Below are 16,423 nucleotides of genomic sequence, written 5' to 3'. Positions count from 1 at the left end.
TATTAACGGTATCGTTAATGTTTGTAAAGGGGTTTGACGACAGTTAAACTGATGGGGGTAATAAGCTGGGCTTATGGGGGTCAATCCTGGGTGAAAATAGAGCGGAGGGTGACGAGCTTGGGCGCATCCTGCCCTTAACGCCCAACGGGTGTTACCGGAGGTGGAGAAGGTACAGGTGGTGGATCGATCCATAGTGGAGGGGCTGGGCTGCGAGCTGGTGCACCACTGCTGAACTGCAGGAGTTGCTCGGGGCTGAGCGAGCGCAATATTCTGATTCCGAGAGTGTTTCGGGAGATGCTCAGAGCGTAGTTGGGCTGTAAATACGGGCGAAAATTTGATTTTTTGTTCAAATATGTTTCCATGAAGGCTACGCTGAGTCCGTTGAGGTAGCGGCGGGCTAAAGCTGGTTCCGGGCCGATGACTTCTGGTGGTGGCACAAAGATGCTTTGAGGGGATTCCTCTATGGTTGAGAAGTGTGTGCCGTTTTCGAGGACTACTAGATATTTGTTGGGCGATGTCAGCCAAGTGAAGGGTAGAATTTGTTCGAGTAAAGCTGGGGCGACTGTATCGGCGCTGCCGGAGATTACCATGACTGGGATTTGGATTTGGCTGAGGTTTGTTTCTCCGAGAATGCTGCTGACGATCGGGTTGATGGCGATCGCAGCTTTGATGCGCGGATCGCTGAAATTATACTGCTGGTTGCGCTCTAGGCTGCGAGCGCGGCACTGCAACAGCAGGGAAAGGTTCCAAGTTTCGTTTTCGAGCTGGCAGTCTTTGTCTAGCTGGGCCAAGTTAATCTGGGCCCCAGCTAATGTTAAAGCTGTATAGCCACCGAAAGACTGGCCGATGATGCCGACTCGCTGCAAGTCGAGCTGCCCTCGGTAGGCAGGATTGGTGGTCGAAAGTTTGGTTAAATAATCGAGCAGGTCTTTGATGTCGAGGGGGCGGTTGACAAATTCTGCTGGTTCTGCTACTGCGTTGGTTTTGCCTGTTACGAGGTTTTGGATTTGTTGGGCGTTACTGCCGGGATGCTCGGGAACGGCGACGGCAAAGCCGTAGGAGGCTAGGTGTTTGGCTAAATACTGGAAGGAAACGCGATCGGAACCTAAACCGTGAGAAATTACTACTACAGGGGCCGGTTGCGGGCTGCCCTGTGGCAGGTAAATGTCCACATCAAAGGTGCGAGCGCGATTTGGACTTGTGAGAGTTACCGATGATTTTTTCCAAGTATAGGAACCCTTTTGCTGGGGTTCTAGCATTTGGGCCGGATCGATCGCTGGTTCAGAGGCTGCTTCTGCTTCCGACAACTGGGCGACTCCAGCAAGCGTCCGATTGGAACGGTTGATCAGTGATGTGAGTTCGTTGGCGATACCCAAGCCGCGGGCGATGTCAATCCTGATGCCGTAAGTGGGGAATTTCCGCAGCACGTTGAGAATTGTCAGGCCTTCTGGATCGGCGGCGGCTAAAATCAGGGCGGCTCGGATCGCGTAAAATCCGGGCTGTCTAGCTTTGGTTTGAATTACTCGGCCCAAGCGTTCCAGCAGCACTTCTCCTTGAGGCGTGTAGAGGAATTGGGCGATCGTCACGTGGCTGATTTCAGCTTTCGCTTGCAGAGCGCTGCGAATGTCAGCTAGCTGTGATTTTTTGGCGTACTGAGCGAAGCCGTCCAAGTTTGAGTCTATTTTGCCTTCTTTGGCGAATAGTGCCAGGGATTCGATCGGAACTGATTCTTCTAGCGGCCCGTAAGTTACGTAAATTCGCTCGGCGCCCAAAGCCGGTGCGGCGGTGCAAACAGCCGTGAATGCAAACAATCCTAGGTATTTTGGGGCGATCGACCGCCGAGTGCCAAACGCAGCAGTGAAGAGGCTCGGAAACAGACAGTTCATAACTTTCACACCTAGAAATTCTAATAATTAGTCGGTGAAACGATTTAAATTGTTTCGCCAATATTTAATGCCGAAAAATCTATCGGTTGCTTTGGAAATTAGGTTATCGTGGGAAGCATAGCCTGAGAGTAATTTTCTGACCTGAAAACACTAGCTGAAATTTTAAATTCAACGCCGAGGCGCAAGTCGATTTTAGATTCAAGAATCAGAGATTTCCGGGGCCGATGAATCTGGGATCTCGAACAAAACTCTAAAATTTGGGGCTGCCAACCACAGGATTCGGGTGCTTCTATTTGTCTTGTGGCCAGGGGTCAAACCTACGATCACGCCCATTGATGATTTTTCAGCTATCTAAGATATTTGCGATCGAATTTGTAACTAAAGTCTGAGTGAGAGAATTTATCATGTTCAATGCAACTGCTATCCTGATTGACGCTTTTGTGCAAGAGCTGCAGGCCGGCTACCGCCGCACCTACGGCAAGTACAAGCCTGACTACCCTGAAATTATCGCCTGGGCGGGGACGATGGCTCTGGAAAATATCGCTAACTGCGATGCTCTCTACCACAATGTTGAACACACAATGCTCGTGGCATTAGTGGGACAAGAAATTCTCCGGGGCAAGCATATTCGCGAAGGGGGAGTGTCGCCGGAAGATTGGCTGCACTACCTGATCTCCCTGCTGTGCCACGATATCGGCTACGTCAAAGGTGTTTGCCGCCAAGACCAAGAAGCTGTGGGACTCTACGCTACGGGTATTGACGGAGGTATGGTTTCTGTACCGGTCGGGGCAACTTCTGCCAGTTTAACTCCTTATCATGTCGATCGAGGAAAACTCGTCATTGACGAACGCTTCGGCGGCCACACCTTAATTGATGCCGAACAAATTAAGCGCAATATTGAGTTGACACGCTTCCCAGTTCCTGCTAGCGAAACTCATCAAGACAGAAACAATTATTCTGGACTCGCCAGGGCCGCCGATTTGATCGGTCAGTTGAGCGATCCCAATTACCTCCGCAAAATCAGTGCCCTGTTCTACGAATTTGAGGAAGTCGGTACTAATCAAATCTTGGGCTACAAGTCTCCGGGAGATTTGCGGCAAAATTACGCCAAGTTTTATTGGAACGGAGTTTTCCCATACATTCCAGCAGCTTTGAACTACTTGGAATTGACCCAGGGAGGCAAACAAATTATTGCCAACCTCTACGCTAACGTGTTTCAGGTAGAACACGCTGAACCGCTGGCTTTCACCAAGCCAAGCGTTCAAGAATCAATCAAATCCCGCAGCAACGGCAACTTGAACGGCGAACAAGACAGCGATCATCGTCTTCAACCTTCTATCTCTGGGGATAACAAGAAATTTAGCGAATTTGCTGACCTGAATTTGTAAGGGATTTTCCCGCATAATTCAGCAGCTCTAAACGCGAATTATAATTAGGAGGAGTTGGGATTTTCTAGTAGCTTGCTCCTTTTTTGGGAGTGATAATTGAGATTGAGAATCTAAGATCATATCCCGTAAAACAACCGCTATCATGTTCTCCGTCAGGACTTCAGTCATCAAAAAAAAATGATGACTGAAGTCCTGACGGAGAACCAATTTTATTGTGTCGTTCGGTCGGATATAAAAGCAAATCTCAAATCTATAGCAATCCTAAATGATTATACTCGTTACTCGTTACCAGGAAGAGCCTGGTAACGCAGATAGGCGAGGCTCTGCCTCCATTTTCGCAGGCGAGGCAGAGCCTCGCTGACATCGGTTCCCAGGTAGAGCCTGGGAACCAGTTATTGAAAATCATTTAGGATTGCTATATCTGGCAGAAGAGAGGTTGCTGCCTCGTTTTTTTTGAGCTAAAATCGAGATTTAGAATCTAAAATATAAAATCGATATGGAAGCAGAAATTCAGCAGCAAATTCAACAGTTGAGGCAGCAGCTACAGCAAGCTAGCTATGCTTATTATGTTTTGGATGCGCCGATTGTGGCTGATGAGGTGTACGATCGACTTTATCGCCAGTTACAAGAATTAGAATCAGATTATCCTGAGTTAATTACTGCGGAAAGTCCGACTCAGCGCGTAGGAGAAAAGCCCGCTACTCAATTTTTTAGCATCAAGCACAATATTCCTCTCTACAGTTTGGAAAATGCTTTTAATTTTGAGGAATTTGCTAAATGGCAGGAACGCTGGCAAAGGGTAGCTAGGGAAAATCACCAATTAAATTTAAATGCTGAATATGTTTGCGAGTTGAAAATTGACGGTTCTGCTTTAGCGCTAACCTATGAAAATGGGGTTTTAGTTCGCGGTGCGACGCGGGGAGACGGCATTGCGGGAGAGGAAATTACTCAAAATGTCAAGACTATTCGCTCGATTCCTCTGCTGCTGAATTTGGATAATCCGCCGCCTGTTGTGGAAGTGCGGGGAGAGGCTTTTTTGTCTTTAACTGTGTTTGAAGAAATTAATCGGGAACGGGAAAAAGCGGGGGAACAATTGTTTGCTAATCCTCGCAATGCGGCGGCGGGTACACTGCGGCAATTGGATTCTAAAGTTGTGGATAAGCGCAGGTTGGATTTCTTTGCTTATACTCTGCATTTAGATGAATCCGTAGGGGCGGTGCCCCCGTCCCCGGGTAATGAGAAGAAAACGCAGTGGGAGTCGTTGGAGTTGTTGCGAAGAATGAGATTTAAGGTAAATCCTAATTGTCAGGTTTGCTATTCTTTGGATCGGGTTCGGGAGTATTATGAATATTGGGATAGTGAGCGGCGAAATTTGCCTTACATGACGGATGGGGTTGTTGTTAAGATTAATTCGGTTTTGTTGCAAAAACAATTGGGTTTTACTCAAAGATTTCCGCGTTGGGCGATCGCACTTAAGTATCCGGCGGCCGAAGTCCCTACAATTGTACAAGCAATCACCGTACAAGTTGGGAGAACTGGAACTCTGACACCTGTAGCGGAACTCAAACCGGTGCAGTTGGCCGGAACGACGGTTTCGCGGGCTTCTCTCCATAATAGCGATCGAGTTTCCGAACTTAATCTCCACATTGGCGATACTGTAATTGTCAGAAAAGCTGGAGAGATTATACCAGAAGTTGTGCGAGTTTTAGCAGAACTTCGCCCTCCAAATGCTCAACTTTTTCAAATGCCTAGTTGCTGTCCCGAATGCGCGCAGCCTGTGGTTCGGGAAAAAGGGGAGGCCGTTACTCGCTGCATCAATACGTCTTGTCCGGCAATTTTGAGGGGTTCGCTGATTCATTTTTGCAGCCGAGATGCTCTGGATATTAACGGTGTTGGGGAAAAGTTGGTGCAGCAGATGGTTGATAGCAATCTGCTCAATTCTGCGGCGGATTTGTACGATTTGACTGCGGAAAAATTGAGCGGTTTGGAACGCATGGGTAAGAAATTAGCAGAAAAGTTGGTAAGTGCGATCGCCCAATCGAAAAATCAACCTTATTCGCGGGTACTTTACGGCTTGGGCATCCGCCACGTCGGCAGTGTAAACGCTCAATTGCTGACAGAAAGGTTTGCAAATGTGGAAGAGTTAGCCGCAGTATCGGCCGCTGCGATTGAGGGGGTGTACGGCATCGGCCCGGAGATTGCTCAATCGGTTTATCAGTGGTTTCGAGTTCCGGCAAATCAAAGTTTAATCGCGCGGTTGAAAACTGCGGGATTGCAATTGCAGTCAGAAGTTAAAAGTCAGAATTTAGCAAACACAAATTTACAGTTTGCTGGGAAAACTTTTGTGCTGACGGGAACTCTGCCGACTATAAAACGGGATGAAGCTAAAGATTTGATTGTGAAAGCGGGAGGTAAAGTCACAAGTTCTGTGAGTGCTAAAACTGATTATGTGGTTGTGGGAGAAGATGCGGGTTCTAAGTTAGAAAAGGCTCAATCTTTGAGCATCGAACTACTTTCAGAATCTGAGTTATTAGAGCTGCTATCGAAACCATAAATGATTGGTGAAAGTCAATATATCTCTGTTTGCTCTTTCTCTGCGACCTCTGCGGCCTCTGCGGTTCGCCAAAAAAGCTAATTCATTTCAGCCGTTTGCAAAGAACATCGCCAACAATTCTATTTCCGTAGGTGCAAAATAGCCGATCGCGAATTACACAATACCTCAAAAGGCATAGAAATCGCATCTCACTTCCTCAATATACATACTTCCCCGACCCTGCTCCGCGAATCGGTTGTCGGCACAGGCTAGTTTTGCTAAAATTTGATAGAATTTGCAATAGCGCTCGACCGCGATAGATCGTAACTGCAAGCTTAGTCAAGTCCCAGCAATCACAGGAGATACATTATGTCGGAAATTCCAACAGAACAAACACAAACAAATTTGCCAACTCCAGAAACAACTACCGAAAGCTCAATTTCTGGGGTGGAAAACTTAAAAAATAGCTTGGGAAACATTCTGGGTAGTTGGAAGTTGAAAGCAGGATTAGGAGTTGCTGTACTGTTTGGACTGTTCCTATTCTCGTTTTATTGGCAGCACATCATTGCAGTCGCAGGTATGAAGAGTTGGGCGAGCCGATCGGGTGCTAGAGCGATCGAATGTATGGTAAGAGATACCAATAACGACCAGTATGTCAGTTGCAGCGCTCTCCTAGACCAGCAAATCGTCCCTCTCGAATGCAGTTCTAGTTTGTTAAACATCGGTTGTCGCGTCAATTATGGAACTGCCGCACCTAATTTGAAACAGCTTGGACCCAGAGCTGCTGCTTTCTGATAATTTGTGACTCCCCAGTGTCGAAAGATGGATACAATCCCCGACACGAGTCGCGGCGAGAAAAAAAGTTTGGACGTTAGTTCAAGCCCCCAGATTCCTCTGTGGGGTTGTGTTTACTATATAAAATTTAATTGATTTCCTTGAAAAAAACCTGTTCGCAGTCAGGACTTTATTCCTCATAGAAGTCGTTGAAAACTCGCGAGAGACTCAGCATTTGACTTTCGGGGACTCTCGCACTCAATCTTATACCATTTAGAAAAAAGCTTGCTGCAATAGAATTGTTGAGTTTGTTTGGTCTACCTAATGTGTAAGGTGCGTCGCACGAGATATCTGGCGTGAAATGCTCTGAATTGTTCTCGTGAGACGCACCCTAAAACTACTGTGGCAGGATTTTAGAAAAATGGTATTAATAAGCTGTCTCTGTCGATAGTTGAGTTTTATTTTTGTTGGTCAGAAATATGCTTGACTCTTTTAGTGTAGGCAGCATCTAGGTTATTTTGAGTTTGAGCAAACATTTCGCTCCCCGGTTCCCGATTGCTTAAAACTATTTGATAACCAGTAATAGCAATTTCAATATTATTCGCTCTATTCCCACCGGAAAAGTCACTAATATGAATGCTCAAATTGTCAATGAGACCGACAATTGAGCTAATTGTTTCACGATTTTCGTCGGCGATTAATTTCTGGGCGACTTGCTTTATAATCTCGGCAAAACGGGCATTGAGGAGATGTTCTCTCTCTGCCAACATGGGGTGAATTACTGCTATATCGCTATTGCTATCTTGTTCTGCTTGCAATAATTCTAGGAAAAATTTTGCATACTCTTGGAAATTTTCACCTTCAGAGTTGTCGCCATTTTGGTCATCGTTGGTATCCATAAATTCCCCAAGCTGACTGGCCAGATTTCGGAGGAATTTAGCGCCGTTCTCGCCTCCTTGTTCAGCTAAGGTTGATGCTACTAACTCGCAAGTTTGCAGAAATCCGCGATCGAGCAATTCTAAGTGATCCTGTAATATCTGCGGTTCTTCTCCGTTGGGGCTGTTGAGCAGGGTGTGAATTAATTGCAGGTAGGCTTGGGCGCGGTTTTCTTCCATTTTGGGTTTGTGAATAACACCGGGATTTATTTTATCATGATTCTATGGTTCGGCGGTTAAAACTGTGTCTGCACGTACAAAGTGACTCGGCGATTTTAACCGCCGAACCATCTATTACAATTGATTTAGATCGATTCCAATTTCTCGCAGTCTTGATTCTAAAGCTTGCGATCGCGATCGTTCTTGTTCCAGCAAAGTTTCTGTCTCAATGGCGCGTTGCTCGGCTTGCTGTAGCAATCGCCCGGTTTTGAGCCTGTCGCCGCAATTGATCGAGTTCCACAAAACTCATAAACGCTTCTCCAGAGGGCCCAAACATTTCGAGTCCCGTTTCAGATAATTGAAACCGCACCTTCAGTCTGGGACTGATCCAACCGTCTATTTGTTCGATCGCTTCTAATTGTTATTCTTGGCGTTTCCATCCAGTCAACTCTAATGTTTGTGGGTCATACAAATAGTATTCTTTCACACCATAACGTTCGTAAAATTTGAACTTTTGAATCATCGGAGCAGGCCGATTTCCCGGCGACCAAATTTCAAACACAACTTGCGGCGGAATATTATCTTCATTCCACTGTTTATAGGAACCGCGATCACCCTTTGGTCTACCAAACACCATCACATCTGGTGTTTGGCACTTTTTATTATTTCCTTCAACAGGATACCAAAGCAAGTCGCCGGCTACGAAAACATTCGGATCGGCAGCAAATAATAGTTCGGAATTTTCCTGAATCCAAACGATTAATCGAAACTGCTCGGTATTGTCTGACATTGGTTCGCCGTTATCGTCGGGGTAGATAATATTTTGTTTTTCGGGAGATTGCAGTTTAATAACCATTGCTTTTTCCCCAAATTAGATGGTGATTTTATTTGATTGTAAATGATAGCAAGCGGAATGTTTGTGTACAGACGCGATTTCAAAACCCCAATCATTGCTAACGCCTAGATAATGCTACCTTTGGCATTAATCTATCCAAAATTTGCTCGATCGCAATTACCGTCCAATCAATATCAGCTTCGGTTGTTTCTCGTCCGAGTGTCAAGCGAATTCCACAAACGGCATCATTTTCGCTATATCCCATTGCTAATAAAACGGGGCTGGGTGTTAGTTTGCCACTGTTGCAAGCGGAACCGGAACTTATGCCAATTCCTGCTAGATTTAGCTGTCTCACTAAAGTTTTGCCCGTGATTCGCCCTGTATCTATTCCTTGGTAAGAGGTACTGTTGGGGGAGACAATGCAAAAACTGACGTGGTGAGGCAGTCGGGAATATCGATCGCCCGTTGGTACTAAACTGGGTAAATGAGCTAATTTTTCAAAAAGTCGATCGCGCAATTCAATTAATCTCGCTGTTTCCCTATATATTTCCTGCAAAGCCAATTCCGCCGCCACCCCAAAACCAACGATTGCCGGCAGCGCTTGCGTCCCGGAACGCAGTTTCAATTCTTGCCCGCCGCCACCGAACATGGGTACTAATTCTAGTTCTGGACGCACGTAAAGCGCGCCTGCACCTTGCGGCCCGTAAAGTTTGTGACTGGAAACCGAAAGCAAGTCTACTGGCAATTTCTGCACGTCTATTGGCAGTTTTCCGGCTACTTGAACTGCATCGGTATGAAACACGATATTGCGCGATCGGGCAATTTGTGATAATGCTTCAATTGGTTGCAGTGTGCCAACTTCGCTTTGTCCGTAAATGATCGAAATTAGCACTGTATTCGATCGCAGCGATTCTTGCAAATCCAAAGGGTGAATTCTCCCAAACGCATCCACCGGTAAGCGCGTCACTTCCCATCCCCACTGTTCGAGTTGTCGCGCCGGTTCTGCAACTGCCGAATGCTCTACGCTGGAAATAATCATATGCTGCGGGTTTGTATAAAGACGGGCAATTCCCATAATTGCCAAATTGTCAGCTTCTGTGCCCCCGCTGGTAAAAATTATCGATTCCGGTAGCGCGTTAATTAAGCTAGCAACCTGCATTCTCGCTAATTCTAAAGCAGTCGCCGCCCTTTGTCCCCACTCGTGCAAGCTGGAAGGATTTCCCCACTGCTGAGTGAGGGCTTTTTGCATGACTTCAATCGCTTCTGGTCGTGCTGGCGTTGTGGCGCTATAGTCGAGGTAAATTTGCATGGTTTTAATGAGTTATTGGTTATTGGTTATTGGTTATTTGTTATTTGTTATTTGTTACTGGTTATTGGTTATTGGTTATTGGTGATTTGTTACTGGTTATTGGTTATTGGTTATTGGTTATTGGTGATTTGTTATTTGTTATTTGTTATTTGTGATTGGTTATTGGTGATTTGTCAAGAGTCTGTGGGTAGTTTGCTTTTGGGTATTTTCTTAATTTTCAACCCTTGAGTATTTGCTTTGCTTTGAATTGAGTTTAGGTAAGCGTTTAGCTTGGGAGATAGTTCGTCTATTAAAGGTTTTATGCGCTCGATTTGCTCGGTGGTTAACAGGTGTCGGGCACAAGCTAATCTTAACCAGTGTCTTGTTTCATGCAGTGACCCCCTGGCTATTTTGATAAAACGTTGATTATCATTGTAGTTATACCGCCCATTCCCCTCGGCAATATTAGCACCAATACTATCGACTGACCTAACCAATTGTTGCCCCACTGTATTTTTAGCAAAGAAATCCCAGGATTGAACAATTAACCAAACTTCATTAGAAATTTGCTCTGCTCATTGATAAACCTGCAACTCTTGAAACCTAGCCATACCTTTAAAAGTTGAACGTTGAGCAATTATAACATCTTCCAAAAAAAAGCACAAATAACAAATAACAAATAACAAATAACAAATAACAAATAACAAATAACAACTAACAACTAACAACCAACTAACTTCCCGGCTTGCAGACGTTGTAGTCTTCGTGAGACAAAACTTTTTGCGGAATTAAGAAAGTACCGCAATCTTCACAAAGCATTCTGTAGTTTCGTGTTACAGGAATACTCACAATCAAGCGGTTGTGACGCAGGCGTTTGCCACCGAAATCTCTGTAATTCTTATTTTCGCCCAAAGCTGCTATAATGGCGCGAGCTTTAGTAACTACATGGTCGGGTAAACCTCTGAGATCGATCGCATCTCTAGCAAATGATGCTTCCTTCTCTTGTTTTTTGGTTTGTTTTTCTGCCAGCATTTCAACATATTGCTGCTGCGCCACCAACTCTTGCGTGCAGCGATGGCACGCTTTACCATATCCTTTGTGACCGCACGGAAAAATTGTTTTTCTTTTAGCCATAAAGCAGCGGTGTAGGGTTTGACCCACGCCCCTGAATGCTGCTACCCTACCAGTGATGCTTCCGGCATCGAGGCAGTTCTACAAGACGTAAAATCTATTCCCTTTCATGAATTTTATAGTTCTAAGTTTACTGGATCGAATATGTTTGAACTGTGGGTAAGCCGATAACCTCAATAATTTTTAAAATGTTGTGGCTGTATTTTATAATAATTTACAGGTTTTGTGTTGTGCCGGACTGCTGGCGATCGCTCTGGCGGGCTGCGGACAAGCAAAGCAAGACCTGCAGAAATTGCCTCAGAGTCTGCCTCCGCTGCCTCAAGACCCCTTGTTGCAAGTATACTTCAATCAGTCCCTCACTTCTAGTTATACGGAGCCTTATCGCCAGCAAACTAGACCGGGCGATGATTTAGAAAAGTTGGTAGCGGAGGCAGTTGCAAGTGCTCGATCGACCGTAGATGTGGCGGTTCAGGAGTTTCGATTGCCCGGTATCGCCCGCAGCATGGTCGATCGACACAGATCGGGAATTAAAGTCAGATTAATTGTCGAACATCTGTATGCTCGCCCTTGGAGCGATTATACAGCCCAAGAGTTAGGGAAATTACCCGAACGAGAGCGCGATCGTTACAGCGAATTTGTCCAACTTGTCGATACCAACAAAGACGGTAAACTGAGTGCCGAAGAAATCAAGCAAAACGATGCTTTGATAATTGTCAAAGATGCCGGAATTCCTGTTATTGACGATACGGCTGACGGCAGTAAAGGCAGCGGTTTGATGCACCACAAATTTCTGGTAATTGATAGCAAAACAGTCATCGTAACTTCTGCTAATTTTACCACCAGCGATATCCACGGCGATTTCAAAACAGCAGTAAGTCGCGGCAATGCGAACAATTTACTAAAAATTGAAAGTCTTCAATTAGGGCAAATATTTAATCAAGAATTTAACATCATGTGGGGCGACGGGCCCGGAGGTAAACCGGACAGCAAGTTTGGTCTCAAAAAACAGTTTCGTGCAGTCCAAAAAGTGAAAATTGGCAATGCAACTGTTGCGGTGCAATTTTCGCCGACAAGCGCGACTTTGCCTTGGGAAAAAAGCGTCAACAGTTTGATTGAAAAAACCTTGGGTAGTGCGAAAAAGTCGGTTAATTTGGCACTGTTTGTATTTTCGGCTCAGCGGTTGTCAAATACTCTGGAAATTGAGGCTAGGCGAGGTGTGGCGGTGCGAGCGCTGATTGACTCAAATTTTATTTATCGCTTTTACAGCGAAGGCTTGGATATGATGGGGGCGACTTTGATGCAAGACTGCAGCTTAGAAGCTGACAATCGCCCGTGGAGAAAGCCGCTGACTTCGGTGGGGGTGCCGATGTTGCCAAAGGGCGATCGCCTGCACCACAAGTTCGGTGTTATCGACGAAGAAACGGTGATTACAGGCTCTCACAACTGGAGTGAGGCTGCAAATCGCGGGAATGACGAGACGCTGCTGGCGATCGAGAGTCCGACAGTTGCGGCCCATTTTGAGCGGGAGTTCGATCGACTTTACAAAGGTGCAATCTTGGGCATTCCCGCCCGCATCAAACAGAAAATCGACGCTAAGAAAAAAGAGTGCGAATCAGTACAAGCAGCATCAAAACCTGCAAAGGCTAAACCTCAAATACCAGGTAAAAAATTAGTTAATTTGAATGCCGCGACTCAGCAAGAATTAGAAACTTTGCCAGGAGTTGACCCGAAGTTAGCCGAGAGAATTATTGCAGCGCGGCAACAGCAACCTTTTACCTCTTTGGAGGATGTGGCACGGGTACAGGGCATTGGGGACAAGATTTTAGAGAAATGGCGCGATCGAGTAACTTGGTAGTTAAATTAATACTTACGACTTTCTTCCTGACTCCACAAAGTTTGCAGTCATCACTTCCGTTTATCCTTTCCCCACTCAACATCAAGGACTCAAATCCTCACTCCAAAACTATCGGAGCGACTTTGACAACATATCTGCTCTCAAGTTAAAATAATAATTTGTTAACAAAATGCTATCCATTCACATTAGAGGTAGACAAAGATGAAACACGCCAGATTTGTTACAAGGAGGCAACAAATCCAATTCCTCGCTATTTTCCTAGGAGCAATTTTTTTGACGCTAGCAGCTTTCACAGTCAGCGCCCAACAGCAGACTAACCAAGCACAATTTAGGGTCAAAAACGAAAACAGTTTTAATATTAACTTGATTCAATTTAAGCGCGTTGAATATGTAGGCCAGTGTGCCGGTACAGTCATCTCTCCGGATTCGCAAAACGCTCGATTTGTTTCCAACAAAACTCCCCCCGCACCTAACAGAAGAGTGCTGATTAAAAATGTCACCGATGGCATGGATACTGACCCCTATCCTTACACGGATAGAAGTTACGACAAAGGTGAGTTTTCCGAGGATTTGGGATTTAAGTTGGGTAACAGTCACAAAACAAAAACTTTTTCTGTTTTAGAGGGAGAAAATAAGTTTATTTATGAAATTAAAGAAAATAACCTGGTTATAGAACAAGGTGCGCTTACCGCTGAAGTTTCTCTACAAAACTTAGGTACTTTTCCGCGTCAGCAAATTTGCGAGAACAAGGTAGAATGTAGGGATACTTCTGATTGTCGCGACAGTAAAGGCAAAAAAAGAAGTTGTCGGCGAGAGTGTTTTCCTGTTCAAAACTGTCGCTGTCCCTAACTGCTTTGCGAGGGAACCCCCCAGTGCCAATACTCAGCGGTGAAAATGGGGATGAAAACTAACAGCGCTATGGAAAGATTTTTTTTGATTGACATAGGGACTCGGAGGGTGTAGGGAAGGTGAGGTCGAGTTTTCGGGGCAATTTCCTGCGGGATAGCGGCACTTCAGGGAGGTTTTTACCGCAGATGCACGCAGATTAACGCAGATAAATAGTCGATCGAGCTTATACCATTTTGGATTTGAGATTTGAGATTTTATCATTGGGCATTATATCAATTCCTCTCTTGATCGTCCTGTATTCATTTCTCTCTGTGTTCTCTGTGTTCTCGATCCGGTTAAATCACCTGACGATGCAACCGGAAACGATATTACTTGCTGTATAATAGTTTGGATTGCGGGCAGACAGTTGCATTATTTTTTTAGATAAGGTTAATTATTTGAATTGGGCAGGTTTTTATCTCAGAAACAGTGCGCCGTCATTGCGAATGTTTAAAGATTTTTTATCCAAGCTTAAATCATTTGTCTCGTCTAATGTTATTTCTACAGTTCCTTCGCCAACAAATTTAAATCTCACTTTCAATAATGCGCCATCTGGTCGCCTAAATCCAATTGATGCCGGTAGTGTCAATGCTGGTAGCGCGACTGTTGAATTTTCGGCTAAACTGCGACGGTTAGTCTGTCCAACTACTTGATAAAATAGTCGATCGTTAGTTTTATTTGTTAATCTAACATTAACTTTGCCATTAACGGGAATTATTTTGCCGTCAGGAACTCTTTCTGGTTCGTTAGTTTGGGCTATTTCGGCAGCCAAACTCGTATTGTGGGTCAAAGGTAAAAAGCTGTTGCCTGCTACGGCTAGGGTGACAGACAGTAGACTTGCTATAGAGGTTTTGTCGATCGCTACTTTGGACATTTTTTGTTTAATAAAGTGGGATTGTCCTGACTTAAAATCACTAATCAAAGGAACAAATAAACAAATCAATAAAAAAGAAGTAAGAAGGACAAAGCAGAAAACAAGAAGAAAGAAATAAGATTTTTCCGCTCTCCCCATCTCCAACTCCTCCTTCTCCCACTCCCTCAGCAGCTAATCTATCCAACGCACTCGCACAAAATGAGCTTCGCGTCCCCAGAAGTCGTCACTTACTGAAATATCAACCAAACTCAAGTTAAAGGGAATAGCGGTTGTCACGTAGCGCTGAACCAGAGAACCCACATCAGGAGCTAACTGAGCAGCAGTCGCAGCCGCGGCACCCAAACCCAAAAGTTGCAGGACAGGCCCCTTCGGCAGCGCTAAATTGATGCCGACAGCAAGTCCAGCAGTCAGTAGCATTGCCACAGACAAATTAGTGCCGCAGCGGGGATGTACGGCTAAATCCCACTCTCCGCTGGCAATCCGGTGCAAAGCCTCACCCACTGCGTGACGCAACTGTGCGATGTTAACGTGGCCGTAAAGATAAAATCCTTGGTCTGTGGACATCCCGCCCAATAATTGATTATCGGCTCTTGTGGTCGCCGGGCCGGATTGGCCCAGTAGCCAAACGGTAGCGTGTTCCAAAGCATGAACTTGGCGCAAAGTCAAGATTTCCTTCAAACCGGGCACAAAATCGAGTTGCCGCAACAAGTCAGCATCTTGAGTCGGCTGCGGGGCAAACTCAAAAGGAAAGTCGTTAGTGCGATCGGCAGCAGAAGCAGCATTTGTCGTCATCTCAAAACGCCTCCACTAATATCAGAACTTAAATTTTTAAGGCGAGATTCACGGTTGAACGCGCTTGCCTGCGCGAAACTCTCCAGAAAACCGTCTGCCTTTAGCATCTGTAATTACTCCTCTACCGTGAGGCAGTCCCTTCCGCAATTCGCCTTGGTAGCGAATACCGTTTGGGAAACTGCAAGTACCTTTGGCGTCTAGCTGTTCGTTAAAAAACTGACCGTTGCAGCGAGTGCCGTCAGTGCGGGTGAACACTCCCTGACCAAAAGGGTTTCCTGCAAAAAACTGTCCGGCGTAGCGATCGCCGTTAGCAAAGATAAATTGCCCTTGGCCGTGCGGTTGACTGCTAGCAGCCCCGCCGCCAACTTGTTCAACAATTTGAAATGTTCCCCGGTAGCGATCGCCATTGGCAAAAATAGCTTCTCCCCTCACGATCAAACCGTTGCGGAACTCTCCCACCATGCGGTCATCGTTGGCGAACAAGAATAAGCCTTGACCGTTGGGCACGCCGTTGCGAAACTGTCCTTCATAGCGATCGCCCTTCGAGTAAACGTATATTCCTTGTCCCTGGGGTCTGCCGTTGACGAAATTTCCTTGATAATTGTCGCCATTGGAGTAGTTGCACTTGACTCTACCGTTCGGGGGAGAGCCTTCGCAAATGGGAGAGGCGGTTTCGCCTGATGCTGGTGCCGCCAGTGACGGCTGAATGTTGGCTACCAGCCCGAGGTATCCTACCCCCGAACTGACCAACATCAGTATTCCGAGTTTTTGAATTGAGCGAAGCATGAATGTTCTCAATTTTGGTTCCAAGGATGGAGGTAAATTTTTCATTTAACTGAGTTCTGGGCAACTTGAGGAGATTTTTCTCCCACAATTTTCGACACCTCTACACCGTTTTCTTCTAAAACCACAACAGGATCGGCTCCTGATTTGAAATCGACTCGTTTGATCAGCACCTGCCCGCTGGCAATCCGCTGTCCTACTTTGATATATCGACTTGTTGGCTCGTTAGGTGCTTTTACAATTACCAGTATGTCATTACCGACTTTGACTACGCCACTAACTTCAACTCCTTTGGCATTGTC

General features: G+C 45.6%; 13 protein-coding genes and 2 pseudogenes. 5 read left to right on the top strand and 10 right to left on the bottom strand.

Annotated features, from left to right (window positions below; translation table 11 throughout):
• Positions 1–134: 134 nt before the first annotated feature.
• Entirely contained in the window at positions 135–1,886 is a 1,752-nt protein-coding gene (locus tag IQ270_RS20675) for an alpha/beta hydrolase (protein WP_193975094.1), read from the bottom strand.
• 404 nt (positions 1,887–2,290) lie between these two features.
• Between IQ270_RS20675 and IQ270_RS20670 the strand changes: the two genes are divergently transcribed.
• The 3 genes from IQ270_RS20670 (at position 2,291) to IQ270_RS20660 (ending at position 6,602) form a co-directional block, all read left to right on the top strand.
• The gene (locus IQ270_RS20670) at positions 2,291–3,274 is read left to right on the top strand and encodes an Npun_R2479 family HD domain-containing metalloprotein (protein ID WP_193975093.1); all 984 of its coding nucleotides are present in this window, start codon (positions 2,291–2,293) and stop codon (positions 3,272–3,274) included.
• A 496-nt stretch (positions 3,275–3,770) separates the two neighbouring features.
• The gene (ligA, locus tag IQ270_RS20665) at positions 3,771–5,828 is read left to right on the top strand and encodes an NAD-dependent DNA ligase LigA (RefSeq protein WP_193975092.1); all 2,058 of its coding nucleotides are present in this window, start codon (positions 3,771–3,773) and stop codon (positions 5,826–5,828) included.
• Between the two features lie 348 nt (positions 5,829–6,176).
• Positions 6,177–6,602: a hypothetical protein gene (locus tag IQ270_RS20660; RefSeq protein WP_193975091.1), complete on the top strand. Its 426-nt coding sequence runs from the start codon at positions 6,177–6,179 to the stop codon at positions 6,600–6,602.
• Positions 6,603–7,039: 437 nt separating this feature from the next.
• Here the strand turns inward: IQ270_RS20660 and IQ270_RS20655 are convergent, their stop codons facing one another.
• The 5 genes and pseudogenes from IQ270_RS20655 to IQ270_RS20635 form a co-directional block, all read right to left on the bottom strand.
• Positions 7,040–7,696 carry a hypothetical protein gene (locus IQ270_RS20655; RefSeq protein ID WP_193975090.1) on the bottom strand — a complete coding sequence of 219 codons (657 nt, stop codon included), beginning with the start codon at positions 7,694–7,696 and terminating at the stop codon, positions 7,040–7,042.
• Positions 7,697–7,810: 114 nt separating this feature from the next.
• Positions 7,811–8,531, bottom strand: a pseudogene (locus tag IQ270_RS20650) (Uma2 family endonuclease).
• A gap of 97 nt (positions 8,532–8,628) precedes the next feature.
• On the bottom strand, positions 8,629–9,819 hold the full coding sequence (locus IQ270_RS20645) for a cysteine desulfurase family protein (RefSeq protein ID WP_193975089.1): 1,191 nt from the start codon (positions 9,817–9,819) through the stop codon (positions 8,629–8,631).
• A gap of 173 nt (positions 9,820–9,992) precedes the next feature.
• Positions 9,993–10,364: a four helix bundle protein gene (locus tag IQ270_RS20640; protein ID WP_339384249.1), complete on the bottom strand. Its 372-nt coding sequence runs from the start codon at positions 10,362–10,364 to the stop codon at positions 9,993–9,995.
• 166 nt (positions 10,365–10,530) lie between these two features.
• Complete coding sequence (locus IQ270_RS20635; protein WP_193975088.1) at positions 10,531–10,932, bottom strand: hypothetical protein; 402 nt, start codon at positions 10,930–10,932, stop codon at positions 10,531–10,533.
• A gap of 190 nt (positions 10,933–11,122) precedes the next feature.
• Here IQ270_RS20635 and IQ270_RS20630 point away from each other — a divergent pair, with 190 nt between their 5' ends.
• Both IQ270_RS20630 and IQ270_RS20625 read left to right on the top strand, forming a co-directional pair.
• Positions 11,123–12,784: a phospholipase D-like domain-containing protein gene (locus IQ270_RS20630; protein WP_193975087.1), complete on the top strand. Its 1,662-nt coding sequence runs from the start codon at positions 11,123–11,125 to the stop codon at positions 12,782–12,784.
• A gap of 201 nt (positions 12,785–12,985) precedes the next feature.
• The gene (locus IQ270_RS20625) at positions 12,986–13,633 is read left to right on the top strand and encodes a hypothetical protein (RefSeq protein ID WP_193975086.1); all 648 of its coding nucleotides are present in this window, start codon (positions 12,986–12,988) and stop codon (positions 13,631–13,633) included.
• 454 nt (positions 13,634–14,087) lie between these two features.
• Here the strand turns inward: IQ270_RS20625 and IQ270_RS20620 are convergent, their stop codons facing one another.
• From IQ270_RS20620 to IQ270_RS20605, 4 genes and pseudogenes are all read right to left on the bottom strand, one after another.
• The gene (locus tag IQ270_RS20620) at positions 14,088–14,546 is read right to left on the bottom strand and encodes a hypothetical protein (protein WP_193975085.1); all 459 of its coding nucleotides are present in this window, start codon (positions 14,544–14,546) and stop codon (positions 14,088–14,090) included.
• A 171-nt stretch (positions 14,547–14,717) separates the two neighbouring features.
• Positions 14,718–15,338 (bottom strand): DUF6391 domain-containing protein, encoded by a 621-nt coding sequence (locus IQ270_RS20615; RefSeq protein WP_193975084.1) that lies wholly within the window; start codon positions 15,336–15,338, stop codon positions 14,718–14,720.
• Between the two features lie 48 nt (positions 15,339–15,386).
• On the bottom strand, positions 15,387–16,124 hold the full coding sequence (locus IQ270_RS20610; protein ID WP_193975095.1) for an MORN repeat-containing protein: 738 nt from the start codon (positions 16,122–16,124) through the stop codon (positions 15,387–15,389).
• A 41-nt stretch (positions 16,125–16,165) separates the two neighbouring features.
• Positions 16,166–16,423: pseudogene (locus IQ270_RS20605) on the bottom strand (hypothetical protein); the annotation flags it as partial.

Origin of the sequence: Microcoleus sp. LEGE 07076, assembly GCF_015207455.1 — a bacterium.
GTDB lineage: Bacteria > Cyanobacteriota > Cyanobacteriia > Cyanobacteriales > Microcoleaceae > Microcoleus.
This window is presented reverse-complemented; position numbering and strand designations above follow the sequence as displayed.